This is a genomic window from Amycolatopsis saalfeldensis (genome assembly GCF_900110575.1).
Taxonomy (GTDB): domain Bacteria; phylum Actinomycetota; class Actinomycetes; order Mycobacteriales; family Pseudonocardiaceae; genus Amycolatopsis; species Amycolatopsis saalfeldensis.
Map to the genome: position 1 here is coordinate 165,712 of NZ_FOEF01000003.1, position 26,786 is coordinate 192,497.

Consider the following 26,786-nt stretch of genomic DNA (forward strand, 5'->3'; position numbering starts at 1 on the left):
CGGCGATCTTCCAGGATGAGCGGGCGGGCGCCGCCGCAGCGGCGAGGGCGTCCCGCGATCCGAAGGCCTCCTTCCGGCCCCCATCCGGGAGGGGGCTTTCGTTTTGCCGGGAGTACCGGCGGCCTCCGCGGCGTTGCGCCAGTGAGACGGGCACCGGGCGGAAGGAGCGAGTGTGGGCGAGGAACTGAAGGTCCGGCTGGGGGTCGCGCCGGCGCCGGGCACGGGTCCCGCGGAGTTCGCGGGGCTGGCCGAGACGCTGGAGGCGGCGGGGATCGACTCGCTGTGGCTGTCCGAGCTGGTCTACGCGCCGGAGGTCGAGCCGCTGATCGGCATGACGCACGCGCTCGCCCGCACGAGCAAGCTGAAGGTGGGCACCGGCGTCGCCATCCTGCCCGGCCGCAACCCCGTGCTCGTCGCGAAGCAGCTGGTCACGCTCGCCGGGCTGGCGCCGAAACGGGTGCTGCCGGTGTTCGGCCTGCGCCCGGCGAATCCGGCCGAGCACACCCTGTTCCCGGTGCCGGAAGGCAAGCGCGCCAAGGTGTTCGACGAGTCCCTGACCCTGCTGCGGCTGCTGCTGGAACAGGACGACGTGTCGTTCGACGGCGAGTTCTTCCAGGTCGACGGCATCACCATCGGCCCGCGCCCGGCCAAGCGCCTGGACGTGTGGCTCGGCGGCAGCGCCCCGGCCGCGCTGCGCCGCGCGGGACGGCTGTCCGACGGCTGGCTCGGCAGCTTCCACTCGCCCGAGCAGGCGCGGGCCGCCCGCGTCGCCATCCAGGACGCCGCCGCCGAAGCCGGCCGCGAGATCGAGGCCGACCACTTCGGCCTGAGCCTGCTCGTGGCCACCGAGGGCATGCCGGAACGGATGCTCGCCGCCGCGGCGCAACGGCAGCCGGGCACGCCGATCACCGAACTCGTCGCGACGAGCTGGGCCGAGGCCCGGCGCCTGCTGGAGCAGCACATCGACGCGGGGCTGTCGAAGTTCGTCCTGCGGCCCGGGCACTCGGGCGACTACCAGCGGTTCCTCGACGGCTTCCAGCGCGAGCTGCTGCCGTTGCAGAACTGATCAGTCCAAGAACTCGAGCTGGACGGTCTTGCGGGGCATCAGGACCAGCGCGACGACGCTGAGCACGGCGACCCCGACCAGCGCGAGGAACACGTTGTGCGTGGCGTCCGCGAGGGCGCCGCGCACGAACCCGGCGGCGGCGGAATGGTCGGCGTGGCCGCCGAGCACCAGGCTGGTGGCGTCCACGCTGTCCGGCAGCTTGCCGGCCAGCTCCGCGGGCGGATGGGCGAACCGGCCGGCCAGGGTGGCGTTGGCGATCGCGCCGAACAGCGCCGCGCCGACCGCGCTGCCGAGGGAGCGGCTGAACATGTTGGTCGCCGTCACCACGCCCCGGCGCTCCCAGCCGACGGTCGACTGCACGGCCACCACCGTCGGGCTCGCGGCCAGGCCCAGCCCGATGCCGAGCACGAACGACGAGCCGGCCGCCGCCCAGATCGACGAGTCCGGTCCGAGCGTCGTGGTCAGCACCCCACCGGCGATGATGAACGCGGAGCCGATCAGCGCCGTGTCGCGGAACCCGATCTTCATGTAGACCCGGCCGGACAGCGAAGCGGCGAGCGGCCAGCCGATCGTCAGCGCGGCGAGGGCGAACCCGGCGGTGAGCGCGCCGGTGCCGAGCACGCCCTGGGCGTACGTCGGCAGGTATGAGCTCAGCCCCATCATCACCGCGCCGACCACCAGCGCGACCAGGCTGCCACCCACCAGCGTGCGCCGGGTGAACACCCACAGCGGCAGCACCGGCTCCTTCGCCCGCTGCTCCACCAGCACGAACGCGATCAGCGCCAGCACGCCGGCCGCGAAGATCAGCAGGCTCGGCGCCGAAGCCCAGCCCCACGCGACTCCGCCTTCCAGCAGCGCGAGGATCAACGCCGTGCAGCCGAAAGTGAGCAGCGCGGCGCCGGTGTAGTCGATGCGGTGGCGGCTGCGCTCCACGCGCTCGGTGAACTTGCGGTAGAGCATCCAGGCGGCGATCGCGCCCAGCGGCAGGTTGACGAAGAAGATCCAGCGCCAGCTCAGGTACTCGGAGAACACGCCGCCGAGCGTCGGGCCGACCACTGACGCGATGGCCCAGACGCCGGCCAGGTAGCCCTGGACCCGGGCGCGCTCCTCGACCGTGTACAGGTCGCCGACCATGGTCATGCTGATCGGCTGCACCGCGCCGGCGCCGATGCCCTGCACCGCGCGCGCCGCGATCAGCACCGGCATGCTCCAGGCCGCGCCGCACAGCACGGAGCCGGCCAGGAAGGCCGCGATGCCGAAGAACATCACCGGGCGGCGGCCGAGCACGTCGGCGAACTTCCCGTACAGCGGGACGGTGACGGCCTGCGTCAGCAGGTAGATCGAGAACAGCCAGGGGAACTGCGAAAACCCGCCGAGATCGCGGACGACGGACGGGACGGCGGTGGCGATGATCGTGCTGTCCAGCGCGACCAGCCCGGTGCTCAGCATGACCGCCGCGAGAACCGGTCCGCGCTCGGACCGCAGCCCGACGCCCTTCTTGGCCGTCGTGGCCGGGACCGCCGTGCTCATGCGCCCAGCCCGGTGACGTCGGCAGGCTGGTTCATCGGTGGTCTGCTCCTCGGGGTGCCCATGGCTGGCTTCAACTCTTTCGCCTCCGCAAGCATTCCACGAACGAGTGAAGGGTTTTCGCGGACGCCCGGCCCGACATGATGGGGGGATGGACACGTGGGTGCGGCCGATCCGCCGCGGATGGGTGGTGCGCGATCGCGTGCCGGGGCCGGATGTCGACGAGTTCGCGGAGCCGGACGCCGTCGTCGCCGCGCTGGCGTCCCCGGAGGCGGCGGGGGACACGCTGCTGGCCGTGCAGCATCCGGCTCGGACGCCGGCCGCGCTCGCCCGCGGGCTGGACCTGAACACGGCGCTGCCGTCGGCGCGCGCCGCCCTGGCCCGCATCCGGGCGCTGCACTACCGCTCGCTGACCGGCTTCGTCGCGGCGTACCGCATCGACGGCCCGGACGGGGCGGCTTCCGGGGTGCTGTGCCTGGTCGACCTTCGCGAGCTGAACTCGGGCGGCGCCCACGTGCGGCACACGGAGGAGGTGTACCCGCAGGTGGTCGCCGAGCGCGCCGCCGTGCTGTCCGGCCTCGGTTGCGCGACGAGCGCGGCGCTGCTGGTCCCGGCCGAGGGCGGGGCGCTGCTGACCGAGACCGTCGAATCGGCGTGCGCGGGGCTCGGCGGACCGGATGTGTCCACTGTGGACCTCGCGGGCCGCCGGCACGAGCTGTGGGTGGTGCCGTCCGGGACCGTGCAGGGGCGCCTGCTCACCGCCGTGGCCCGGTCGGACCTGCTGGTCGCGGACGGCAACCACCGGGTCGCGGCCGCCGCGGCCACGGGGCAGGGCGCCCTCCTCGCACTGGTCACGGCCGGGCCGCGGCTGGAGATCGGCGCGATCAACCGCGTCCTCACCGGGTTCTCCGCGGCCGAGCTGGCGAGCGCCTGGCGCGCGGCGGGCCTGGAAGTCGAGGCGACGGCGGACCGGACACCGCCGTCGTGCCCCGGCACGGTGGTGGTCCTGGCCGGCGCCGAGGCCCTGCGCGTCACCCTGCCCGTGGTCGATTCCCTGATGATCGATCACGAGGCGGTCGAACGGCTGCTGTTCGCGCAGGCGCTGGGGGTGGACCCGGACGGGCCCGCGGTGCGGCCGCTGCCCGCGGGCCGCCCGGTGCCGCCGGGTGCGTTGGTCCAGCTCGCGCCCGTGCCGTTCGAGACGGTGCTGAAGGTCCACGCGGCGGGGCGGCGCCTGCCGCGCAAGGCCACCTATTTCACCCCGAAACCCCTCGGCGGGCTGGTGCTGGCCGAGATCTGAGGGCGGCCGCTCAGGGGATGATGCCGCGTGACTCGAGCGCGTCGGCCAGGCGTTCGCGCAGTTCCTGGGCGGTGGCCGGCGGGTCGATTTCGGCCGGTGGCGAAAGGACTTTCGAGATCACCGTCGAGAGGTTCTGGTACGCGGGGGTGAGCGGGCGCACGGCGGCGTCGCCGAGCGCCGTGCGGATGTCGTCCTTCATCGGGAACTGTTGCGCCATCGTGGGATTCTCGGTCGCGTTGGCGGGCTTCGCCGGGTCCAGCGGTGTGGTGTCGGTGTAGATCGAGGCGAGGCTGGGCGGCTCGCCGTCGAGAAGTGCTTGGTACTTCTGGCTTTCCTCGTTACGGAGGCAGAGCGCGGCCTCGAACGCCTCGCGTTTGTGCGGGGAGTAGGTGCTGACGGCGAGGTTGTAGCCGCCGATCGTCCCGTGCGCCTCGCGCCCGGGCGCGGCGGCCGGGTACGGCGCCCACTTGATGTGGCCGACGTCCTGGGGCTTCTCCTGCGCGTAGGCCGCGTAGACGAACGGCCAGTTCAGCTGGAACGCCGCCTGCCCGCGCTGGAAGGCCTGGCGCACCTCGTCCTCCTTCTGGTTGGTCAGCGACGGGTCGGTGATTCCGGTGCCGGCCAAGGTTTTCAGCAGTTGCAGTGCCCGGACGGCGCCGTCGTCCATCACCACGGACTTGCCGTCGTCGGAGAGGATGTGCCCGCCTTCGGAGGCGACGAGGGTGTTGTAGAAGACGACCAGCCCTTCGTACTGCGCGCCGGTGAAGACCACCTCGTACGGCTTGCCGGCGGCCTTGAGCCGCTGGGACTGCGCCATCATCTCGTCGAACGTCCGCGGCGGCGCCGGGGTGAGGCGGTCGTCGTACCAGAGCAGCTGGATGTTGGTGTTCTTGGTGGCGCCGTAGAGCTTCCCGTTCCACTGGGCGGTCGCGAGCGGCCCGGGCAGCACGTCCTTGGTGGCCGCGGCGCGGTCCGCCCCGGTCCACGGCTCGATCCAGCCGGCCTCGGCGAACTCGGGCACCCAGGTGACGTCCAGCCCGAGCACGTCCATGGAGTCGTCCCCCGCGGCGAGCCGCCGCACCATCTGCTCGCGCTGCCCGTCCGCCGCCCGCGGCAGCTTGTTGTAGACGATCCGGTACCGCCCCGCCGCCTGCCGGGTGCATTGGTCGACGAGGGTCTGCATGTGGTCTTCGGGGGAGAGGTAGAGGTTGATCGTGGTCCCGCTGCCGGCCGAACACCCGGCCACCAGCGCCCCCGCCACGATCGCCGCCCCCGCGAGGGCCCGTCCGCGCCTGGTCCCCTGCCGCATGAGGCCTCCTCGCACCGATCACCCGTCGTAGCCGAGAAGCCTCACATCGTGGCCGGTTGCCACTTTCGCGTCAAGGTGCGAAATCCTGCAGGTCAACGCGCTCGCGGCCTAGGATCGCCTCGTGAAGCTGCCCGTGATGCCGCCCGTGCGGCCGATGCTGGCCAAGGCCGTGCACGAGGTGCCGCGCGCCGGGGGACTGTGGTTCGAGCCCAAGTGGGACGGGTTCCGCTGCGTCGTGTTCCGCGATCACGACGAGGTGGAGCTGGGGTCGCGCAACGACCGGCCGTTGACGCGGTACTTCCCCGAGCTGGTCCAGCTGCTCAAGGACGCTTTGCCGCCACGGTGTGTCGTCGACGGGGAGATCGTGCTGGTGACGCCGCGGGGGCTGGACTTCGGGGCGCTTCAGCTGCGGCTGCATCCCGCGGCCTCGCGCGTGGCGAAGCTGGCCGAGGAGACGCCGGCCAGCTTCATCGCGTTCGACCTGCTGGCGCTCGGGGACCGTGATCTCACCGGGGAGCCGTTCAGCGAACGGCGGCGGCTGCTCGAAGAGGCACTCGGCGGCGATCCGACGGGCGTGCTGCAGCGCGTCCACCTCACGCCCCTGTCCACGGATCCGGACACCGCGCAGGACTGGTTCACCCGCTTCGAGGGCGCGGGCTTCGACGGGGTGATGGCCAAACCCGCCGATCAGCCCTACGAGCAGGACAAGCGCGTGATGTGGAAGGTCAAGCACGAGCGGACGGCGGACTGCGTCGTCGCCGGGTTCCGGTGGCACAAGGACGGCGCCGGGATCGGGTCGCTGCTGCTCGGGCTGTTCGACGAGCGCGGCGAGCTGCACCACGTCGGCGTCGCCAGCAGTTTCACCGCGAAGCGGCGGCGGGAGCTGGTCGAAGAACTCAAGCCCCTGACCGAAAACGCGCTGGACGGGCATCCCTGGCGGACCTGGGCCGAGTACCAGACCGCCGACGAGGAGACCGGGCGGCGGCCCGGCGCGAACAGCCGCTGGGCGCCGCAGAAGGACCTGAGCTGGGAGCCGGTGCGGCCCGAGTGGGTCGCCGAGATCCGGTACGAGCACCTGCAGGGCGGTCGGCTGCGGCACGGCGGTCGGCTGGTGCGCTTCCGGCCCGACCGCGAACCCGCGTCCTGCACGTACGCCCAGCTCGAGGAGGCGCCGCCCGCCGAGCTGGCCGCGCTGTTCCGGGAGGCGAGATGATCCTCGAGGTCGACGGGGTCGAGCTGACCGTGTCCAGCCCGGACAAGGTCTACTTTCCCGAGCACGGCGAGACGAAGCTCGACCTCGTCCGCTACTACCAGGCCGTCGCCGGGCCGCTGCTCGACCGGCTCGGCGGCCGCCCGCTGCTGCTGGAGCGCTACCCGGACGGCGCGGGCGGCAAGTCCTGGTTCCAGAAGCGGGTCAAGAACCCACCGGACTGGCTGACCACGACCGTCGTCTCCACCCCGAACGGCACGACCAGCGACGCGCTGGTGGCCGCCGACCTCGCGCACGTGCTGTGGGCGGTCAACCAGGGCTGCCTCGGCTTCCACGTCTGGCCGAACCGCGCTGGTGCCCTGGACATCGCCGACGAGCTGCGGATCGACCTCGACCCGTCACCCGGCATCGGGTTCCCGCAGCTGCGCGACGCCGCCGTGCTCGTGCGCGCGTTCCTCGGCGAGCTGAGCATCGAGGCGTACGTGAAGACGTCCGGCTCCCGCGGCCTGCACCTGTACGCGATCCTCGAGCCGCGCTGGGACGGCTACCAGGTCCGCGCCGCGGCCGTCGCGCTCGCCCGGGCGCTGGAACGGCGGCACCCGGACCTCATCACCGCCCAGTGGTGGAAGGAGGAGCGCGGCTCACGCGTGTTCGTCGACTTCAACCAGAACGCGCCGCACAAGACGGTGTTCGGCGCGTGGTGCGTGCGCCCGCGCGTCGGCGGGCAGGTGTCCACGCCGATTTCCTGGGACGAGCTGCCGACCGTCGAGCCGGACACGCTCACGCTGTCCACGGTCCCGGCCCGCCTCGCGTCGGCCGGCGACCCGTGGGCGGGCGCGAACGACCGGCCGCAGTCGATCGAGCCGTTGCTGGAGCTGTCCCGTGCGGACCTCGCGAGCGGGCTGATGGACGCGCCGTGGCCGCCGGTCTACCCGAAGATGCCGAACGAGCCGCCGCGCGTCGCGCCCAGCCGCGCCAAGAAGGCTTGAGTGTTGAGGACAGGGTGGATTCATGCGGTTGTTGCAACTGGTTTCGAGGGTTTTGCGGGGGCGGTCGTCGAGTTCGACCGCGACCTCGGCCAGGCGGGCCGGGGTGTGGGCGGCTAGGTCGGTACTTTTGGGGAAGTATTGGCGCAGCAGTCCGTTGGTGTTCTCGTTCGAACCTCGCTGCCAGGGTGAGTGCGGGTCGCAGAAGTAGATGGCCATCTCGGTGGCCATGGTGATGGTGGCGTGCTGGGCCATCTCGGTGTCCTGGTCCCAGGCCAGCGACCGGCGCTGTTGCCCGGGCAGCCGCCGGATCGTGGTGATCATGGTTTCGGCGACCCCGGTGGCGTCTTCGCGCTCGGGCAGGTGCAGCAGCAGGCAGGAACGGGTGCTGCGCTCGACCAGGGTCCCGATCACCGATTGGCTGTCTTTGCCGACGATCAGGTCGCCTTCCCAGTGCCCGGGGATGGCCCGGGTCGGCGGCTTCGGCGGGGGCGTTCGGAGATCGGGACCATTCCGGCGATCTTGCCCTGGCGGGTGCGACGCCCGTCAGGGGTGCGCTGGGGTGTGCGGACGGCTCGTCCGGTGCGCAGGCAGGCGGCGAGTTCGCGGTGCAGCCCGCCGCGGGCTTGGACATAGAGGGCCTGGCAGATGGTTTCGTGGGTCACGTGCATCCTCGGCTGGTCGGGGAAGTCCCGTTTCAGCCTGGCAGCGATCTGCTCGGGCGACCACCGGGCCCGCAGGTCTTGCTGGACGCGGGCGTGCAGGGCGGGGTTGGTGGTCAGCTTCGCGGGTTTCGGTCGTTTCGCGTGGTGTTCGGCGGTGTGTTGGGCGGTGCTGGCCCGGTAGCCGGCAGCGGTGCTGTTGCGAGCCAGTTCCCACTCGGCCCAGGACAGCAAGCGGCCCGAGCAGGCCACCGGCGCGTTGGTGATCACGCCGCCAGCCTGCTCGAACAACCGTCTCCCGCTCGCCGGCGACACGCCGGACGCTATCGCCGCCCGGTCCACCGACAGCCCCGCCCGGACCTGGTCCCAGAACCCGACCCGCACCTCCCGGGACAGCCACCGACGACACTTCCCCGTCATGACAGCACCTCCTGCATCAGGTGCTGCAACGACCACTAGGACCCAAGCGGTTCTAACCGTCCTGAACCACTCACGAGAGCGGCAGGTCGAAGGCGAGCTGCTCGGTCCCGCCGGCTGTGGCGGGCGAGCCGGACAGGGTGGCGGCGCAGGCCGGGCACGGGGCGACGGCGCCGAGGTCGATCGGCGTCCAGGTGCGGGATTCGCGTTCGCCGCAGGCCGAGGCGCGGTAACGCAGGTCGCCGGAGCGGGTCATCAGGTGGGCGACGGGGGAGTCCTCGGGCAGCGCGCCGACGAGGTACCAGCGCGTCGCGCCGAGGAGCGTGGACGGATTCGCCATGGAACTGTTCCTCCTGGGGAGGGCGGTTCAGCAGCTTTCCTTACACCACGGCCAGTGTCCGTCGCCGTGCGCGGGAATCCGTGCGTTTACGCCTGTTCGGCGTGGCGCGCTCCGTCGTCCGGCTCGTCGAGGTAACGCAGGATCCGCAGCATGCCGCGCTCGTCCGGCGTGCTGTCGCCGGCGAGGCAGGCCTCGAGCCGGCGGGTCAGGTCGGCGGCGTCGAAGCCCGCGCCGATCAGCACCAGCTCGGTGCGCCGCGGCCGTCCCGCCGGCCAGGCGGACCGGTCGAACTCGACGAATCCGCCGACGGTGTGCAGCCCGAACCGCGACCGGATGCCGTTCGGGCCCAGGTCGAGGTGGCCTTTCACCCGGTACAGCCCGGCGGGGCGCTGCTCCAGGAAGTCCAGGAAACGCCGCGGCGAAAGGGGCTGTTCCGCGGTGAACGTGACGCTCTCGTAGGCCGCGTGCAGGTGCCGGGAGTGGTCCTCGTGCTCCCGCAGGTCGTCGAACGAGAGCTGGCCGAAGCGCTCGCGCGGCCTCGGGTCGAAGAACAGCTCCGGGTCGACGCAGCCGTGGTCGGTGACCAGCAGCGGGACGCCCGGCGCCAGCTCTTCGACGGTGCCGCGCGTTTTGGCCAGCTCCCCGGCCGTCACGCGGTCGGCCTTGTTGAGCACCACCAGGTCGGCGACGCGCAGATGGTCGGCCAGCTCGGGGTGGCGTTCGCGGGTGGCCGCGAACTCGGCGGCGTCGACCACTTCGGCGAGCCCGCCGTAACGGATGCCCGGGTTGTCGCTGGCGATCATCAGCCGCACCAGGTCACGCGGCTCGGCGATGCCGCTGGCCTCGACGACGATCACGTCGATGCCCGCCTCGGCGTCGGCGAGCTTGCCGAGCATGGCGTCGAGGCCACTGGCGTCCACGGCGCAGCACAGGCAGCCGTTGCCGAGCGAGACCATGGTGTCCACCTGGCCGGAGACGGCGAGCGCGTCGATGTTCACCCGGCCGAAGTCGTTGACGACCACCCCGACCCGCGCGCCCTGCCGGTTGGCCAGCAGATGGTTGAGCATCGTGGTCTTGCCCGAGCCGAGGAAGCCCGCGACGAGGACCACCGGGATCCGCTGCCTGGCCACCCGCACCCCTCTCGGTCGTCGCCGCGACCTTACCTTCCGGGCCCGCGGTGACTCACCATTGAAGTGGTTGTTTCCCCGGTGTGGTCGGGTAACCTACCCCGTCTGATCGGATCCCTTGGGGCTACAGGGTTTCCTGATCATGAGCACGGACAGGCGGCGGAGGGGCAATGCCCTTTTCCGGCGTTTCACAGGTGGTGTTCTCGGAGAGTGGAGTAGCCCGGTGACCATGGTATCCACGCAGGTGAAACGCGGCGTTCAGTTCGCGGAGGCCGAGGAATTCGTGCGGCTCTGCCACGCCGAACAGGCGGTGCCGCCCGGGCAGCGCCTCGGCGAGCGGCTGGCGCGGATCTCCGACGAAATCGCGGAGACCGGCACCTACCGGCACACGCCCGCCGAGCTGGCGTACGGCGCGCGGGTGGCGTGGCGCAACTCGGCGCGGTGCATCGGGCGGCTGTACTGGCGGAGCCTGCGGGTCCGCGACCGGCGGCACGTGCGCGACGCCGCGGGCCTCGCCGGGGAGTGCGTGGCGCACCTGCGGGACGCGACGCGCGGCGGGCGGATCCGCCCGACCGTCACCGTGTTCCCGCCGGACACCCCGGCCGGGCCGGGCCCGCGCATCCACAACAACCAGCTGGTCCGCTACGCCGGCTACCGGCTCGACGACGGCTCGGTGCTCGGCGACCCGCAGCACGTCGCCTTCACCCGCAGCGTGCGGGAGCTGGGCTGGCGCGGCCCGGAGCGCCGCGGCTCGTTCGACGTGCTGCCGCTGCTGATCGAGGCCCGCCCCGGCGAGCGGCGGCTGTTCGGCCTGCCCGCCGACGCGGTGCTGGAGGTGCCGCTCACGCACCCGGACCACCGCTGGTTCGCCGGCCTCGGGCTGCGCTGGCACGCGGTGCCCGCGATCAGCGACATGCCGCTGGAGATCGGCGGCGTGCGGTACCCGTCGGCGCCGTTCAACGGCTGGTACATGGCCAGCGAGATCGGCGCCCGCAACCTCGCCGACCCCGGCCGGTACGACCTGCTGCCGGTGATCGCCGACCTGATGGGCCTGGCCACGGGCGACGACCGCACGCTGTGGCGCGACCGCGCGCTGGTCGAGCTGACCCTGGCCGTGCAGCACTCGTTCGACCAGGCCGGGGTCACCGTCGCCGACCACCACTCGGAGTCACGGCGGTTCCTGGCCCACCTCGAGCGGGAGGAGCGAGCGGGCCGTTCGTGCCCGGCGGACTGGAGCTGGATCGTGCCGCCGCTCTCGGGCGCGCAGACCGCCGTCTTCCACCGCTACTACGACGAGCCGGACCCGGCGGCCCGGCCGGCTTTCCTGCCGCCCGGCTGAACGGGAACGCCCGTTCGGCGGATCGTGGAAGACCGGGGGAGCCGGCGGTCCGCCGCGGGCGGAGAATGGGGTCATGACCGCAGTCCTCGTCGTCTTCGCGGGCAAGAACGGCGGCACCCGGGAAATCGCCGAGGTGATCGCCACCGAGCTGCGCGCGCAGGAACTGCGGGTGGACGTGCGGGACGCGGCCGACGTCGCCGGGGTCGAGGAGTACGCGGCGGTGGTGCTCGGCAGCGCGCTGTACTACTCGCGCTGGCGGCCGGAGGCGGTGCGGCTGCTCGAGCGGCACGTCGATGACCTGCGGGAACGGCCGGTCTGGCTGTTCCACAGCGGGCCGTGCGGGCCCGGCGCGGCGCTGGTCCAGGTCAGCCTGCCGGCGAAGGTCGCCTTCCTCGCCGCGCAGATCGACGCGGAGCGGACCGCGACCTTCGGCGGGCGGCTCGACCCGGCCCGCGCGCGTGGGCTGATCGCGCGGTTCATGGCGTCGGGCCGGCGGGCGGGCGACTTCCGCGACTGGGACCTGATCCGGGCCTGGGCCCGGGACGTCGGCCGCCGCGTCCGCACGCGTGTCCTGTTGTGACACTGGTGTCGTTTTTGCTTGGTGTGACTGGTTTTCCCGTTCCCGTTCCGGGTGTTGCCGACGTGCCGGGCCGGGTGTAAACCAAGCGGAGGCCGATTCCGAAAGAGAACGACGGGGGCTCGTGTGTCGGACAGCGCGGACAGCGTGGTGGCGAAGCCGGGTAAGCAGAAACTGACCTCCGACCAGAGGAACTCCTTCATCGCCGCGTCGCTCGGCTGGAGCATGGACGCGTTCGACTACTTCCTGGTCGTGTTCGTGATCGCCGACATCGCCAAGGACAAGTCCTTCGGCGCGACCGCGACGCAGTTGGCGTTCATCACCACGGCGACGCTGGTGATGCGGCCGGTCGGGGCGCTGGTCTTCGGCCTGTGGGCGGACCGCGTCGGGCGGCGGGTCCCGCTGATGGTGGACGTGATCCTGTACTCGGTGGCGGGCGTGCTGTGCGCGGTGGCGCCGAACTTCACCGTGCTGCTGATCCTGCGGTTCGTCTACGGCATCGGGATGGGCGGCGAGTGGGGCCTCGGCGCGGCGCTGGCCATGGAGAAGATCCCGGTGCAGCGGCGCGGGTTCTTCTCCGGCGTGCTGCAGGCCGGGTACTCGGCCGGCTACCTGGTCGCGGCGCTGGCGTACCTGCTGTTCCACACCGCGCTGGGGCTGGACTGGCGGTGGATCTTCGCGCTGAGCATCTTCCCGGCGCTGATCAGCCTGCTGATCCGGTCGCGGGTGAAGGAGTCGGAGGTCTGGGAGGCCGCGCAGGAGAAGATGCGCGTCACCAAGACGTCGGTGAAGGACGTGCTGCTCAACCGCAAGGTGATCCGCCGGTTCGTCTACCTGATCCTGCTGATGACCGCGTTCAACTGGATGAGCCACGGCACCCAGGACGTCTACCCGACGTTCCTCAAGGCCACCGAGCACGGCGGCGCGGGCCTGACCTCGGCGACGAGCACGTGGATCGCGGTGATCTACAACATCGGCGCGATCATCGGCGGACTGACCTTCGGCGCGTTGTCGGAGAAACTCGGCCGGCGTCGCACCATTGTCACGGCGGCCGTGCTGGGGCTGCCGATCATCCCGATCTTCGCCTTCGACCACGGCGCGGGCCTGCTCGCGCTGGGCTCGTTCCTGATGCAGATCATGGTGCAGGGCGCGTGGGGCGTCATCCCGGCGCACCTGACCGAGATGTCGCCGGACGCGGTCCGCGGGTTCTACCCCGGCGTCACGTACCAGCTGGGCAACCTGCTGGCCGCGCTGAACCTGCCGATCCAGCAGAGCATCGCCGAGTCGCAGGGGTACACGGCCGCGCTGCTGTGGACGGTCATCCCGGCGCTGGTGCTGGTCGCGGTCCTGACCTCGTTCGGCAAGGAGGCCAAGTCGATTCGCTTCGGCGGCGAGGCGGCGACCACGGCGCCGGTGAGCGGCGGCTGAGAATGGGTTTCCGGTAAATGCGGGCACAATAGAGCAGCCCGATGAAATTCTGATGAAACCGAATTTGTTTCGAATTCGGGCTCCTCGGGATGGTTTTTCCGGTCTGGTGCGGTTGCGTGAAAACCGCTAACATCGGAAACTGTTCAGTACGCTTGGCCTTTCGGCCACCGAGTGTTATTCGGACCGTGCGCTATTCGGGGAGTGAACATGAGAAGGCTCGCGGCCGTACTGGCCGGTCTGCTGATGTCGGCGGGAATCGTGCTGGTGGGCGCGCCTTCGGCGTCCGCGGCTTCGTGCGACGGCACTTACACGATCGTGGTAGGCGGCTTCACCGACCGCGACTCGACGATCTTCAGCGGCGCCGGCATCAGCCAGCGCGTCGGCTACTCGGCCGAGCTCAACAGCCAGAGCGCGCGCCAGGGCGTGGACGAGCTGAACCGGCTGATCCGCAACCAGCGCGCGGCCTGCCCCGGCCAGCACGTCAAAGCCGTCGGGTTCTCCGAGGGCGCCGCGGTCTTGCACATCTGGGTGACCGAGAACTGGAAGACCTTCGGCAACGTCAACGCGGTCCTGATCGCCGACCCCAAGCGCGACCCGCACGGCCTGGGCGGCCCCGGCCTCGCGGGCCAGGCGCCGTCGGTGATCTTCGGCCCGATCGTCGGCTACCCGCTCGTCGGGGTCGACAGCTTCTTCGGCAACATTCCGACTGTTTCGCTGTGCACGGACGACATCATCTGCGACGAGGCCGCGGCATCGGGCTGGATCGGATACGCGCAGCACAAGCACACGGAAAACTACAATTTCAACGTCGACGTCTATTCTGACAACGGCGTTGGCCAGTGGTTCAACGGGCAGTATTTCCCGGACAAGTAAGCGGCCGTATTCAACGGCGCTGTTATCGACAGGGGTCCCGGCATGGTGCCGGGGCCCCTGGTTCGCTTTTCGGGCGTTCCCGGCGGTGTTGATCGCTGCTGCTGCCGTCCGGGTTGAGCTTGAGTGTCGCCTCTGACCTGCGGGGTTGCGCACCGACATGGCGGCGATATATCGTCGAAGTGTCGGCGATAGAACAACCCCTCGGGAGGACATCATGACCAGGACGGCAGGCAGCAACCACCTCTTCGACGGCTTCGGCCCCGACGACCGGCACGGCCCCGGCGATCAGCACAACCCTCACCACTGGCACGGCTCTCACGACCGGCCCAGCTCCGACAGCCAGCACGGCTCCGACGGCCAGCGCAGCTCCGGCGACCGGCCGGGTGCCGACGGCCAGCACGGCTCCGGCGACCGGCCGGGTGCCGACGGCCAGCACGGCTCCGGCGACCGGCCGGGTGCCGACCACCGGTTCGGCTTCGGTGACCGGCCGGGTCCAGGCCACCAGTCCGGCTTCGGCCATCCGCACGGCTTCGGGTTCACCATGGGTCACCCAGCCGGGCCATTAGGCTCTCGGCCAGGCCCCGGCGGCCCCCCACCCGACCACGGCGGCCACCACGACCACGGCGAGCACCACGAGGACGGCGAGCACCACGAGCACGGCGGTCACCACGGCCCGGGCGGATTCCCGTTCGGACCGGGCCGGGATCCCCGATCAGGTGGATTCCCCTTCGGCGGCGAGCACCACAGCTCGGGTGAAGTCCCCTTGGGACACGAGTATCACGGCGCCGGTGGGTCGCCCTTCGGGCCTGAGCGCCGCGGTCTTGGTGGATTCCCCTTCGGCTCTGAGCATCACGGTCACGGCGAAGTCCCCTTCAGCCGCGTGCATCATTGTGCTGGCGGTTTCCCGTTTGGCGGCGAGCACTACGGTGCCGGGGGGTTCCCGTTCGGGTTCGAGCGCCATGGCGCTGGGTTCCCGTTCGGCGGCGAGCATCATGGTGTCAGTGGGTTCCCGTTCGGCCATGAGCGCCACGGTCCCGGCGAAGTCCCGTTCGGCGGCGAGCACCACGGTCCCGGCGGGTTCCCGTTCGGGCCGGAGCAGCGCGGTCCTGGTGGGGCTCCCTTCGGGCATGGCGGTCACCATGGGCCGGGCGGGTTTCCGTTCGGGGCGGGGGGCGAAGGGTGGCCGGGTGGGTTCCCGGTCGGGGGCGGCGAACGCGAAGAGTCCGAAGGGCTCCCGCTCGGGTACGACGCGGCGCGGGGGCCGGGTGGGTTCCCGCCGCCGCCTCCGCCCCCGCCGCCGCCGGGTGGGCCCGGGTTTCCCGGTTTCCCCGGGTTTCCGGGGTTTCCCGGCGGGCCGGGCGGACCGGGTGGGCCGGGTGGGCCGCGAGGGGTGTTCGGCGGGGCGCCGTGGGGGCGGGGTGCTCGCGGGCCGGCTCGGTCGGTGCGGCCCGCGGTGCTCGCGTTGCTGGCCGAGGAACCCATGCACGGCTACCAGATCATGCAGGAGATCCGCCGCCGCACCGGCGACGAGTGGCGGCCCAGTCCCGGGTCGATCTACCCGATCCTGCAGCAGCTCGAGGACGAGGGCCTCGTCCGGTCCGACGAGTCGGGCGGGCGCCGCGTCGCGCAGCTGACCGAGGCCGGACGTGAGCACGTCGCCGGGCGGGACGAGGAGTTCGCCGGGCTGTGGGAGTCCCGCGTCGACAGCGACGATCCCAGCGTCGACCGGGTCCACGCGCTCTACAAGCAGCTCGGCGACCTCTCCGGCGCGGCGGGACAGGTCGCCTACACCGGGACCGACGCGCAGTTCGCCGAGGTCCGCAAGGTCCTCAACGAGGCCCGCCGCCGGATCTACGGCGTGCTGGCCGAGGACACCGAGGACTGACGGGCGTCAACGAGGGCGGCGAGTCCACAGTGGACTCGCCGCCCGGGAACGACAGTGTCCTCAACCGACAGTGGCCGCGTGTTCGAGCAGCGCCCGGTGCACGGTTTCCACCGCCGGGCTCTGTTTCCGGCCGAGCCGCGCGAGCATCAGGACCCGGCTGAGGGCCGGCATTTCCAGCACCACAGTCCGGATGTCGTGGCGGTCCTCGGTCAGGCGGCGGGGGACGAAGGCGATCCCCAGGCCGCCTCGGACCAGGTCCAGTGCCATGGCCGGGTCGGCGACCTCGATGGCGACGTCGCGTTCGACGCCGGCCCGCGCGAACAGCTCGTCGGTGCGGGTCCGGTTGGCCCAGCCGGCCGGGAAGTCGATGAACGGGACGTCCGCGAGGTCGGCGCACCGCAGCGGCCGGTCCGGCAGCGGGGTGTCCGGGGCCGCGGCCAGCACGAGGTCCAGGGTGCCGACCGGGCGCAGGCCGATCGACGCGACGGTGGTGTCCGGCTCGGGGATCAGCGCGAGGTCGAACGTGCCGTCGGCGATGCGGTCGAGGTGGCGGTCGAGGGTCAGCGGCGAGAACTGGACGCGCAGCGCGATGCCCGGATGATCCCGGCGGATCGCGCCGAGCACCTCGGCCAGCGGGAACGTGCCGGTGGACAGCACCGTACCGAGGGTGACGGTGCCGTGCAGGCCGCCGTCGAGCGAGTCGAGTTCACGGCGGACGTCGCGGGCCGCGCCCACGATGGCCCGGGCGCGGTCGAGCAGGATCCCGCCCGCCGCCGTGAGCTCGATGCGGTGGCCGATCCGGCGGAACAGCGACTGGCCGAGCTCGTGTTCCAGGCGCCCGACCGCGGCCGACATCGTCGACTGCACCACGCGTTCGCGCTGGGCGCCGCGGGTGAAACTGCCCTCGTCGGCGACCGCGATGAAGTAGGCCAGCTGCTGAAGCTCCATACGGGCCAGTATCGCCGACGTCGATCGAAGCAGCGGAATCGTTCGTTGGACGCGCCCGGCACCCCCGATCGACGATGGACGGCAGGCACCGTGACCATCCACAAGGGAGCGACAACATGCGGCTGATCGCGCTGGAGGAAGCGTTCTCGATTCCCCGGCTCAGCGACCGTTTCCCGGGCCTGACCGACCTCGGGCCCATCCCGGTCAGCCCGGAGTTCGGCCGGCACGTCGCGCGGCGGCTGCCCGATTTCACCGAGCTGCGGCTGCCCGAAATGGACCGTTACGGCGTGGACGTGCAGGTCCTTTCGCACACCGCCCCGGGCCTCCAGGCCGGGCTCTCGGCCGAAGACGCGGTCGCCGCCGCGAGGTTCGCCAACGACTACCTCGCGAACGTGGTGGCCGAGCACCCGGCCCGGTTCGCCGGCTTCGCGGCGCTGCCGATGCAGGACCCGCCCGCCGCGGCCGCCGAACTGCGCCGGGCCGTCGAGGAACTCGGTTTCCGCGGTGCGCTGGTCAACGACCACACCGGGAGCCGCTACCTCGACGACCCGGGCTACGAGCGGTTCTGGACCACGCTGGAGGAGCTGGACGTCCCGCTCTACCTCCACCCCGGCGCCCCGCCCGCCGAGCAGTGGCAGGTCACGGACGGCTGCGCCGAGCTGATCGGGCCGACCTTCACCTGGGGCGCGCAGACCGGCGGGCACGCCCTGCGCCTGCTCTACTCCGGCGTTTTCGACCGGCACCCCGGCGCGCGCCTCATCCTCGGGCACATGGGCGAGTACCTGCCGTTCATGCTGTCCCGGCTCGATTCGCGCTACGCGACCCTCGCCCCGGGGCGCACCCTGGACCGCGCCCCGTCGGCGTACGTCGGCACGAACATCCTCATCACCCTCAGCGGCGTCCAGTCCCCGGCGGCGCTGGCCGGCGCGATCCTGGCCATCGGCGCCGACGCGATCCTGTTCGCGATCGACTACCCCTACGAGTTCACCGGACCGGCCACCACCGCGTTCGCCGGAGCCGCGCTCAGCGACGCCGACCGGCACAAGATCGCGCACGGCAACGCCGAACGGCTGCTGAAACTCCGGCCCTGGACCGAATCCGCCTGATCGGCACGTACAGTGCAGCCGGACGGGAGACGCCCAGGCGTTCCGGAGAGGTTGTTGCCCACGTGAAAGCCGGGAACGATGCCCTGTCGCGCGATGCGCGGCTGGCGGCCTACAGCGCGGTCTCCACGGCGCTGGCCCTGCGCAGTGATCTCGAGCTGCGCGACCTCGTGGACGCGGCTGAGCCCGTAGGATCCGGCATCGGCGGGACGACGGCGCTGCTGGACGTCGGCGAGACCCCGGTCTTCGTCAAGCGGGTGCCGCTGACCGACCTGGAACGGCAGCCGGAGAACGTCCGGTCGACGGCGAACCTCTTCGGACTGCCGGACTTCGCCCATTTCGGGGTCGGGCTCATCGGGGGCGCGGGCTTCGGCGCCTGGCGAGAGCTGGCCGTGCACACCATGACGACGAACTGGGTGCTGGCAAAGGATTTCGAGGGCTTCCCGCTGACGTACCACTGGCGGGTCCTGCCGCACCCCGGGCAGTCGCTTCCCGGGGAACTGGCCGACGTGGACAAGGCCGTCGCCTACTGGGGAGGCGGATCGGCGGTGCGCCGGCGGATCGAAGCCGTGCGGGATTCCTCGGCGAGCATCGCGCTGTTCCTGGAGTACCTCCCGCAGAACCTGCACGACTGGCTGGGCGTCCAGGTGAAGGCCGGCGACGAGGCGGCCGACCGGGCCTGCGCCATGGTCGTCGAGCAGCTGCGGGCCGGGACCTCGTTCATGAACGCCCGCGGCCTCCTGCACTTCGACGCCCACTTCCAGAACATCCTGACCGACGGTGAGCGGCTGTTCTTCGCGGACTACGGTCTCGCGATCTCGTCGGAGTTCGACCTGTCCGGGGAAGAGGCCGGCTTCTTCACCGGGCACCAGTCCTACGACCGCGCCTACTCCGTGACGCATCTGGTGATCTGGCTGGTCACCGCCCTGTACGGGTACCGGGGGGAGGAGCGCAGCGCGTTCGTGCGCGCCTGCGCCCAGGGGGAGCGGCCGAAGGGGATTCCGCCGGAGGTCGCGGCGATCCTCGCCGAGCACGCGCCGCTCGCCGAGGTGATGACGGACTTCTACCGCAAGTTCCAGCTGGAGAGCAGGCAGGCCCCGTATCCGGCGGAGGAGATCAGCCGGATCGTCGGTCGACGTTAGGTCAGCCGCGTGGGCGACGGGCCGGCCGCCCAGCCCAGGTGGTCCGACACCGTCGCCGCGGCGGCCGCGGTGGCCAGGCCAGCGGCGCTCAGGCTGGCCGCGATCCGGGGGTGCGGCGCGGACACGTTCAGCGCCGCCACCACCCGGCCGCGGAAGTCGCGGATCGGGGCGGAGACGCCGGACAGGCCGGGCTCGAATTCCTCTTCCACGCGGGCGAAACCGTGCGCCCGGGCGTCCTGGATCTTCGCCCACAGCGCCGGCAGGCCGTCCTGCGAAGGGAAGCGCACGTACAGCTCGTCGGGCGTCGCGTCCAGCAGGAGGACGCGGCCGGCCGACGTGCGGTCCGCCGGGACGCCGCGGCCCTCCCAGCCGTGCACGCGGAACGAATGCCCCGAGACCGAAAGCAGCGTCAGCACTTCCTGATCCCGCAGCACACACAGGTGCACGGTCTCCTCCAGATCCGCCGACAGCGCGCGCATCACCGGCTCCGCGGCCCGCGCCAGCCGGTCCTCCACCGTCCGCGCGACCAGCGAGAACAGCCGTCGCCCCATGCGGTACTCGAGTGTGTCCGGGTCACGCTCGACAACGCCTTCTTCGGCCAGCGCCTTGAGCGCACGCGAAACCTGGCTCTTCTCCCGGCCCGTCAGCTGCGCCAGCCGGACGACGCCGAGCCCGCCCGCGCGTTGCCCCTCTTCCGACGCCAGCGCTTCGAGCAGGTCGAGGTCGCGGCGCAGGCCGTGGCCGGGGTGGCGGTCCATGCACCGCAGCGTAAGGGAGTTGGCCTGAGCGCACCGCGCATTGCGATCTCCCCGCGTGGCTTGCCGTCGCGAGCGGGCCGCTCGTAGCTTCGGGAGGGAAGCGAAGGGACACCATGAAGATCACCGACATCACCCTCGACCGCCTGCGGCTGCGGCTGGACCCGCCGTTGCGCGCGGCGTGGGACCCGGAGCCGCGCCGGCATTTCGACGCCACGATCGTGCGGGTGCACACCGACGACGGCGTCACCGGCATCGGGTCCGGCGACACCATGGCGGGCTTCGAGGCCGTCAAGCACCTGTTCGTCGGCGAGGACCCGCTGGACATCGTCCGCCACGTCAAGGCCATCGAGACGGCCAACTTCCACGGCGGCAGCTACTGGCCGCTGGAAGTCGCGCTCTGGGACCTCATCGGCAAAGTAGCCGGCCTGCCGGTCGCCACGCTCTTCGGCAACGCCGCGCGGTCGGTGCCCGTGTACGCGTCCACGGCGGAGCTGAAGCCGCCGGCGGAACGCGTTGAATCCGCACTCCAGGCACGCGAGGCCGGGTTCCGCGCGATGAAGATCCGCATCGACCGCGACCGCGCCGCCGAGGGCGTGGCGACGGTCGCCGCCGTGCGGGACGCGCTCGGGCCGGACTTCGAGATCATGGTCGACCTCAACCAGTCCTGGCGGATGGCGGGCGACACCGCGCCCGCGACGGACCTGGCCGCGACCCGGAAGCTGGTCCGCGGACTGTCCGAACTGGACGTGTTCTGGGTCGAGGAACCCTTGCCGTACCACGATCTCGACGGCTTCCGAGCCCTGCGCGCGGACAACCCGGGCGTCCGGCTCGCGGCGGGGGAGATGCACCACTCGGTGCCGGAACTGCTGCGCTGCCTGGAAGAGGACGTGCTCGACGTCTACCAGATGGACGTCGTGCTCGCCGTCGGCATGCACCGCGCGCGGACGCTGGGGGAGCTGGCCCAGCTCAAGCACCGCGCGTTCACCCCGCACAGCTGGACGAACGGCATCGGCGTGCTGGCGAACCTGGCCGTCGCGGCCGGGGTCGGCGGCGGCCCGTACTTCGAGTTCCCGTTCGACCCGCCGGGCTGGACGCCGCAGCGGCGCGACTTCATGCTGGCCGAGCCCGTGACGGTCACCGCGGCCGGCGAGCTGGCAGTGCCGTCACGGCCCGGGCTCGGTTTCGAGCTGGACGAGCAGGCCGTGGACCGCTGGCGGAGCTGAGCCGCGGTGCGGGGGCTGGCGCGTGTCCGCAACACTCACCAGCCCCGCCGCGTCAGCTCTTCAGGCCGTGCTCGATCGCCTCGATGATGCGCGGCCGCAGCTCCGCCGGGCTGATGATCGCGTCCACCGAGCCGACCTCGACCGCGCGCTGGACGCTGTGCACCCGGTCGAACTCCGCGGCCACCTGGCCCAGCTTCTCGGCCCGCACGCCGGACTGGACTTCGGCCAGCTCCGCGGTCAGCGCCGCGCGCTCGGCGCCGCTGACCTCGGTCAGGCGGGCCTGCAGCGAGGCCACGCGGGGGTCGTTCGCCGTGCGGTTGTTCACCTCGCCGGCGAACACCACCGCCGCGGCGGGCGCCCCGCCGAGCACCGAGGCGAACGAGCCCTCCAGCGCCAGGACCGTCATCTTCGGGTTGAGCGCCTTGGAGAACACCACGAACGCGCCGCCGTGGTAGCGGGAGATCACGGTGAACACGATCGGGCCGTCGAAGTTGACGATGGCCCGGCCGATCTCCGCGCCGTACTCCAGCTGCAGCTTGCGCATCGACTCCGGGGAGCCGTCGAAGCCGGACAGGTTGGCGAGCACCACCAGCGGGCGGTTGCCGCTCGCCGAGTTGATCGCGCGCGCCGCCTTCTTCGACGAGCGCGGGAAAAGCGTACCCGCAGTGAACGCGTCAGGCCCGTCGGTGGGGGGGAAGCCGCGGCGCGGCACCGAGCGCGACTCGATGCCGAGCAGGCACACCGGGCGGCCGCCGATGTGCACGTCCTGCACCGCGGCGGTGTCCGCGTCCGCCATGCCGGCCCAGCGCTCCAGCACCGGATGGTCCTGATCGGACAGTGCGCGCATCACCGTGCGGATGTCGAACGGCTTCTTCCGGTCCGGGTTGTGCTCGGCCGAGAAGATCTGGCCCACCGTGGTGAAGTCGCTGCCGACGATCGCGTGCGGGTAGCCCGAGACGTCGCGGCCCGCCGGGTCGGTCGTCACGGCCTGGCGCGGTGAGGACTCGCCCGGCACCACGTACGTGTGCTCGTAGTGCGCCATCAGCACGTCACGCGCGCCGGCCAGGTTCGGCGCCCAGTACTGCGCCTGCCCGTTCGGGCCCATCACGCGGTCGTAGCCGCCGATGCCGAAGTTGTCCTCGGCCGAGACGCCGCCGGAGAAGTCCAGCGCGTCCTTGCCGGTGAGCACCATCGCCGAATCCGGCGTCATCACCAGGATTCCCTTGGTGTGCATGAGCATCGTGGCTTCGGCGTTCCAGTACGGCTGCGCGCCCACGTTGATGCCGGCGACGACGATGTTGATCTCGCCGCCCCCCTGGGTGAACTCGACGATCCGCTTGAGCGCGGCCGCCACCCAGTCCATGTTCTCGGTGCCGGAGTCCATCGAGATCCGCGCGCCCGACGACAGCGAGAACCACTCCAGCGGCACCTGCTTGCGCTCGGCCAGGTCCAGCGCGGCGATCACGCGGGCGCACTCGGGCTCGGACAGCGCGCCCAGCGCCTTCGTCGGGTCACCCAGCAGCACCACCCGCTCGACGCCCTCGGGCACCAGCTTCGACGGCGTGCGCACGACCCCCGCGACGATCGCGGCCTTGTTCCCGCCCCGCGGCCGGTCCACCGGGACCAGCTCGCCGGCGTCGTCGAGGTCGTGCTCGACGAAGCTGCCCTCACCGGCCAGCATCCCGGTCAGCTCGTACGGGTAGACGGTGTCGCGCCGCGCCGCGCGCAGCACCTTCTGCCGGTAGCCGTCGAGCGGCTGCACGGGTTCGGAAGACGGCTGGCCCACCGCGAGCCGCACGCCGGAGCCGACGTCGTTGCGGATCGTGACAGCCAGCTCGACCAGCTCGCCGGTCGCCGAATCGCGCCGCCGGGCCAGGAAGAGGATCTCCTCCAGGCCCGCGCCCGCCGTGCTCGGCAGGACGCGCCGGGCGAGGTGGTTCAGCTCGTCCATGGTCAGCTCGGTCGGCGGCCAGACGTACAGGACGATGCGGTTGGTGTCGAAGCGCTTCTTGGCCGGCCGCTGCGCCTGCACGTTGCGGATGGCGTCGAGGCAGCCGGCGAGGGTGTCCTCGGCGGCGGGCAGCGACACGAGCCGCCCGTCGGTCTCGCGCAGCGGGGTGAGGTCGCGGACCTGCGCCATCGCGACCAGCCGCTCGTCGGCCGGGTTGGCCTTGGCGACGCACTTGAACAGGTACACCTCCTCGTCCGAGGAGGGCAGCCGGGTGAGGTCGAACTCCTGGAGCCGCTGCAGCTGCATGCGCTCGGCCACGCGCGGGTGCAGGCCGCGGATCAGGCGGTCCTCGGCGAAGCCCGCGCTGTTCCCGGAGGTCTCCGTGCCGCGGCGGAAGGTGAAGTGGTGGTGGACCACCGCGCCGTCACCCCCGGCGACGGTGGTGGTGATCCGGTCGACGCGCTCGGGCAGCGGGTGCGCCGCGATCACCTCGCCGAGCCGGTCCGCCATCGCGTCGGCGTCCGGCTGGCCGGCCCAGCGTAGGTAGAGGTCGGCGACCACGTGCGCGCCGGCCGCGGCGTCCCCGGCCAGCTCGCCGACGGCGCGCACGGCGTCGGGCAGCTGCGCGAAGTCGACGGCGGTGGTGACCACCCGGGCCGGCTCCACGTGCTCGGCGGTGACGAACGCGCAGCCCGCGACATCGCGCGAGCGAATGCCGGACAGGCCCTTGTTGCCGTAATAACGGCGGGTCAGGACTTCCAGCAGCGGCGCCGGGTCGGTGCCCGGCCTGCCGATGCGCTGGCCGAGCAGCCGCACCAGCGGCTCGGAGCCGGCGACCATGGCGGCGATGCGCTCGGCGCGGTCCGGCGAGTCCGGGTTGCGGTCGAGGTGGCGCAGGCTCTGCCGCACCCCGGCGTAGACCTCCGCGCGGGCCCGGCGCAGCAGCGGCTGCGCGAACCAGCGGAACACCACGCCGCGGGCGAGGTCGCTGACCGCCGGGTACCGCACCTGGGTGGCGGCCACGAGGTGCTCCAGCGCCAGGCCGGCCTCCTCGCGCAGCGACTCCAGCGGCGGCGCTTCGGTGAGCCACTGGCGCAGCAGCGCCGAGACGATCGCGACGTCGGACGAGGCCCGCTGCTGGGCCAGGAAGATGCGGAAGACCGCCTCCTCCAGCTCCGGCGTGCGCTCGAAGTCCGTGATGCCGTAGTGCCCGAGCACGCGGCGCAGCCGGTCCTGGAACGCGTCCGGCAGCCCGGCGCGCTCCACGTCGAGGCTCTGCAGGTAGCTGTGGAAGTACTCGCGCGCGCTGTGCACCGGCCGCTCGGCGCTGATGTCCTCGCCGGCCGGCTTGTTGCGGGTCAGCTCGGACAGGTCGGCGAAGGTGCCCAGCAGCGCGACCTCGGCGGTCAGCGCCCGGCCGGGCTCGCCCAGCTCGGCGCGCGCGGCGAGGTAGCCGGTCAGCACGCGGCGCTGGTCGTGCGGGTCCACGTCGAAGCCCAGCAGCAGGCTGCGCAGGTCCTGCCGGCCACGCTCGGCGCGGTCGGCGGCCGAGGCGGCGGCGGGCTCGGCGGGCAGCTCGATCTCGACGACCTCGTCGGCGGCCGCCGCGGTCTCGCCGGCGTCCTCTTCCTCGGCCAGCGGCTCCAGGCGCAGCAGCGCCGCGCCCGTCTCCACCTGGCTGCCGATGGAAACCGGCAGCTCCCGCACCCGGGCCCGGAACGGCGCGCGCAGCACCGTCTCCATCTTCATGCTCTCCAGCACCAGGATCGGCGCGCCGCCGTCCACCTCGTCGCCGACGGCGACCGGGGTCGCGACCACCAGCGCGGGCGCGGGGGAGCGGACCACACCGCCCTCGTCGCGGCTCACGCGGTGCGTGACGCCGTCGACCTCGACCAGGTGCACCGGGCCGTGGGTGCCGGTGACCAGGCGGAACCGCCTGCCGTTGACGGTGATCTGGCCGGAGTGGGCGTCGAAGCGGTCGATCTCGACGTCGGCCGGGCTGACCTCGCCGCCGCCGCTGATGCCGACGCGGAAGCGCTTCTGCCCGACGCGGGCCACGGAAACCCGGTAGCCGACGCCGCGGAGCTTGAGGTCCAGCGGGCGGCCGCTCTCGTGCTGCACCTGCGGGCGGCCGCCGTGCGCGGTGGCCAGAAGGCGTTGGCGGGCAACCTCTTCCTCGTCCTCGTACGCCTCGATGGCGGCCGCGGCGAGCGCGATCGCGGAGTGCTTGCTCGTGACGAGCCGGCCCTCACCGCGCACGCGGTCGATCCAGCCGGTGTCGGCGCTGGCGTCGATCACCTCGGGCTGGTCGAGCAGGTCGAGCACGAAGCTCTTGTTGGTGGCGCCGCCCTCGATGATCACGGTGGTCTCGCCGAGCGCGCGGCGCAGCCGGGCCAGCGCCTGGTCGCGGTCACGGCCGTAGGCGATGATCTTGGCGATCATCGAGTCGAAGTCGGCGGGGATGGTGTCGCCCTCGCTCACGCCGGTGTCGACGCGGATGCCCGGGCCCGCGGGCAGCAGCAGCCGCGCGATGTGGCCGGGGGACGGGGCGAAGTCGCGGTCCGGGTCCTCGGCGTTCAGCCGCGCCTCGACGGCGTGGCCGGACTCGCCCGGCTGCGGGCCTTCGAGCTTGCCGCCGCCCGCGACGTGCAGCTGCAGCTGCACCAGGTCCGTGCCGGTGGTGATCTCGGTGATCGGGTGCTCGACCTGGAGCCGGGTGTTCACCTCGAGGAAGGCGAACAGCTTTTCCCCGGGGTGGTAAAGGAATTCGACGGTGCAGGCGCCGCGGTAGTCCACCGCGACGGCGAGCCGTTCGGCCGAGGTCTTCAGCTCGGCGGTCTGCTCCGGCGAGAGCACCGGCGAGGAAGACTCCTCGATGATCTTCTGGTTGCGCCGCTGCACGGAGCAGTCGCGGACGCCGAGCGCCCACGCCGTCTCGCCGTCGGAGATCACCTGGACCTCGACGTGCCGCGCGCCGGTGACCAGGCGCTCCAGGAACACGATGCCGGAGCCGAACGCGCGCAACGCCTCCTGGCTGGTGCGCTCGTAGGCCTCGGTGAGGTCTTCGGCCGAGGCGACCATGCGGATACCGCGCCCGCCGCCGCCCGCGGTTGCCTTCAGCATCAGCGGATAGCCGATCTCGTCGCCGGCGCGCAGGGCGGCGTCCAGGCTCGCGACCTCGCCTCGGCTCCACGGCGCGACCGGGACCCCGACCTCCTCGGCGATCAGCTTCGCGCCGATCTTGTCGCCGAGCTTGCGCATCGCCTCGGCGCTCGGGCCGACGAACGTGACGCCGACCTTCTCGCACAGCTCGGCGAACGCCGGGTCCTCGGCCACGAAGCCCCAGCCGACCCACGCGGCGTCGGCCCCGGTCTCGACCAGCGCCTTCTCCAGCACGGCGAGGTCGAGGTACGGGCGCGCCGAGGCCGGGCCCAGCGGGTAGGCCAGGTCGGCCTCACGGACGAAGGTGGCGGACCGGTCCGCGTCGGTGTAGAGGGCGACCGTCTCGATCCGCGCCCCGGTTTCCGCGGAAAGGTCCCGGACTGCGTGGATGAGCCGCATCGCGGCCTCCCCGCGGTTCACGATGGCGACACGACTGAACACCGGCTGAGCCTC

20 protein-coding genes and 1 pseudogene are annotated in these 26,786 nt (G+C 72.0%); 12 read left to right on the forward strand and 9 right to left on the reverse strand.

Annotated elements, in window-relative coordinates:
* Nucleotides 1-172 precede the first annotated feature (172 nt).
* A complete protein-coding gene (locus BMY97_RS08445; protein ID WP_218156722.1) occupies nt 173-1,066 on the forward strand; it encodes a TIGR03854 family LLM class F420-dependent oxidoreductase in 894 nt (297 codons plus the stop codon).
* Here BMY97_RS08445 and BMY97_RS08450 read toward each other — a convergent pair whose 3' ends face one another.
* Entirely contained in the window at nt 1,067-2,596 is a 1,530-nt protein-coding gene (locus BMY97_RS08450; RefSeq protein WP_091615063.1) for an MDR family MFS transporter, read from the reverse strand.
* A gap of 148 nt (nt 2,597-2,744) precedes the next feature.
* On the opposite strand from BMY97_RS08450, the gene BMY97_RS08455 reads away from it, so the two are divergent.
* The gene (locus BMY97_RS08455) at nt 2,745-3,893 is read left to right on the forward strand and encodes a DUF1015 family protein (protein WP_091615066.1); all 1,149 of its coding nucleotides are present in this window, start codon (nt 2,745-2,747) and stop codon (nt 3,891-3,893) included.
* A 10-nt stretch (nt 3,894-3,903) separates the two neighbouring features.
* Here BMY97_RS08455 and BMY97_RS08460 read toward each other — a convergent pair whose 3' ends face one another.
* Nucleotides 3,904-5,202 carry an ABC transporter substrate-binding protein gene (locus tag BMY97_RS08460; protein WP_091615068.1) on the reverse strand — a complete coding sequence of 433 codons (1,299 nt, stop codon included), beginning with the start codon at nt 5,200-5,202 and terminating at the stop codon, nt 3,904-3,906.
* 121 nt (nt 5,203-5,323) lie between these two features.
* Here BMY97_RS08460 and BMY97_RS08465 point away from each other — a divergent pair, with 121 nt between their 5' ends.
* Nucleotides 5,324-6,415 (forward strand): ATP-dependent DNA ligase, encoded by a 1,092-nt coding sequence (locus BMY97_RS08465; protein ID WP_177231240.1) that lies wholly within the window; start codon nt 5,324-5,326, stop codon nt 6,413-6,415.
* A complete protein-coding gene (gene ligD / locus BMY97_RS08470; RefSeq protein WP_091615071.1) occupies nt 6,412-7,401 on the forward strand; it encodes a non-homologous end-joining DNA ligase in 990 nt (329 codons plus the stop codon). Before BMY97_RS08465 ends, ligD begins: the two co-directional genes overlap by 4 nt.
* Before the next feature lie 42 nt (nt 7,402-7,443).
* Here the strand turns inward: ligD and BMY97_RS49535 are convergent.
* The 3 genes and pseudogenes from BMY97_RS49535 to BMY97_RS08490 form a co-directional block, all read right to left on the reverse strand.
* Nucleotides 7,444-8,480: pseudogene (locus tag BMY97_RS49535) on the reverse strand (IS30 family transposase); the annotation flags it as partial.
* Between the two features lie 70 nt (nt 8,481-8,550).
* Nucleotides 8,551-8,817: a hypothetical protein gene (locus tag BMY97_RS08485; protein ID WP_091615076.1), complete on the reverse strand. Its 267-nt coding sequence runs from the start codon at nt 8,815-8,817 to the stop codon at nt 8,551-8,553.
* Between the two features lie 86 nt (nt 8,818-8,903).
* A complete protein-coding gene (locus BMY97_RS08490; RefSeq protein WP_091616183.1) occupies nt 8,904-9,947 on the reverse strand; it encodes a CobW family GTP-binding protein in 1,044 nt (347 codons plus the stop codon).
* Nucleotides 9,948-10,173: 226 nt separating this feature from the next.
* On the opposite strand from BMY97_RS08490, the gene BMY97_RS08495 reads away from it, so the two are divergent.
* From BMY97_RS08495 to BMY97_RS08510, 4 genes are all read left to right on the forward strand, one after another.
* Nucleotides 10,174-11,283, forward strand: a complete 1,110-nt coding sequence (locus BMY97_RS08495) for a nitric oxide synthase oxygenase (protein ID WP_091616185.1) — start codon at nt 10,174-10,176, stop codon at nt 11,281-11,283.
* A 73-nt stretch (nt 11,284-11,356) separates the two neighbouring features.
* On the forward strand, nt 11,357-11,863 hold the full coding sequence (locus tag BMY97_RS08500; RefSeq protein ID WP_091615079.1) for a flavodoxin domain-containing protein: 507 nt from the start codon (nt 11,357-11,359) through the stop codon (nt 11,861-11,863).
* Between the two features lie 222 nt (nt 11,864-12,085).
* Nucleotides 12,086-13,288 (forward strand): MFS transporter, encoded by a 1,203-nt coding sequence (locus tag BMY97_RS08505; RefSeq protein ID WP_425425250.1) that lies wholly within the window; start codon nt 12,086-12,088, stop codon nt 13,286-13,288.
* Between the two features lie 207 nt (nt 13,289-13,495).
* Nucleotides 13,496-14,161: a cutinase family protein gene (locus BMY97_RS08510; protein WP_177231241.1), complete on the forward strand. Its 666-nt coding sequence runs from the start codon at nt 13,496-13,498 to the stop codon at nt 14,159-14,161.
* Between the two features lie 712 nt (nt 14,162-14,873).
* Here the strand turns inward: BMY97_RS08510 and BMY97_RS48270 are convergent.
* Complete coding sequence (locus BMY97_RS48270) at nt 14,874-15,290, reverse strand: hypothetical protein (RefSeq protein ID WP_245787221.1); 417 nt, start codon at nt 15,288-15,290, stop codon at nt 14,874-14,876.
* Between the two features lie 312 nt (nt 15,291-15,602).
* Between BMY97_RS48270 and BMY97_RS48275 the strand changes: the two genes are divergently transcribed.
* The gene (locus tag BMY97_RS48275) at nt 15,603-16,046 is read left to right on the forward strand and encodes a PadR family transcriptional regulator (RefSeq protein WP_245787222.1); all 444 of its coding nucleotides are present in this window, start codon (nt 15,603-15,605) and stop codon (nt 16,044-16,046) included.
* Nucleotides 16,047-16,106: 60 nt separating this feature from the next.
* Here the strand turns inward: BMY97_RS48275 and BMY97_RS08520 are convergent, their stop codons facing one another.
* A complete protein-coding gene (locus BMY97_RS08520) occupies nt 16,107-16,994 on the reverse strand; it encodes a LysR family transcriptional regulator (RefSeq protein WP_091615088.1) in 888 nt (295 codons plus the stop codon).
* A 116-nt stretch (nt 16,995-17,110) separates the two neighbouring features.
* Between BMY97_RS08520 and BMY97_RS08525 the strand changes: the two genes are divergently transcribed.
* The gene (locus tag BMY97_RS08525) at nt 17,111-18,100 is read left to right on the forward strand and encodes an amidohydrolase family protein (protein WP_091615091.1); all 990 of its coding nucleotides are present in this window, start codon (nt 17,111-17,113) and stop codon (nt 18,098-18,100) included.
* Nucleotides 18,101-18,162: 62 nt separating this feature from the next.
* Nucleotides 18,163-19,239 carry a hypothetical protein gene (locus BMY97_RS08530; protein ID WP_245787223.1) on the forward strand — a complete coding sequence of 359 codons (1,077 nt, stop codon included), beginning with the start codon at nt 18,163-18,165 and terminating at the stop codon, nt 19,237-19,239.
* Here BMY97_RS08530 and BMY97_RS08535 read toward each other — a convergent pair.
* Nucleotides 19,236-19,997, reverse strand: a complete 762-nt coding sequence (locus BMY97_RS08535; RefSeq protein WP_091615094.1) for an IclR family transcriptional regulator — start codon at nt 19,995-19,997, stop codon at nt 19,236-19,238. The two genes, BMY97_RS08530 and BMY97_RS08535, sit on opposite strands and share 4 nt — an antisense overlap.
* Nucleotides 19,998-20,110: 113 nt before the next feature.
* Here BMY97_RS08535 and BMY97_RS08540 point away from each other — a divergent pair, with 113 nt between their 5' ends.
* Entirely contained in the window at nt 20,111-21,220 is a 1,110-nt protein-coding gene (locus tag BMY97_RS08540) for a mandelate racemase/muconate lactonizing enzyme family protein (RefSeq protein WP_091615097.1), read from the forward strand.
* Nucleotides 21,221-21,272: 52 nt separating this feature from the next.
* Here BMY97_RS08540 and BMY97_RS08545 read toward each other — a convergent pair whose 3' ends face one another.
* Nucleotides 21,273-26,774 carry an ATP-binding protein gene (locus tag BMY97_RS08545; protein ID WP_091615100.1) on the reverse strand — a complete coding sequence of 1,834 codons (5,502 nt, stop codon included), beginning with the start codon at nt 26,772-26,774 and terminating at the stop codon, nt 21,273-21,275.
* Nucleotides 26,775-26,786: the final 12 nt, after the last annotated feature.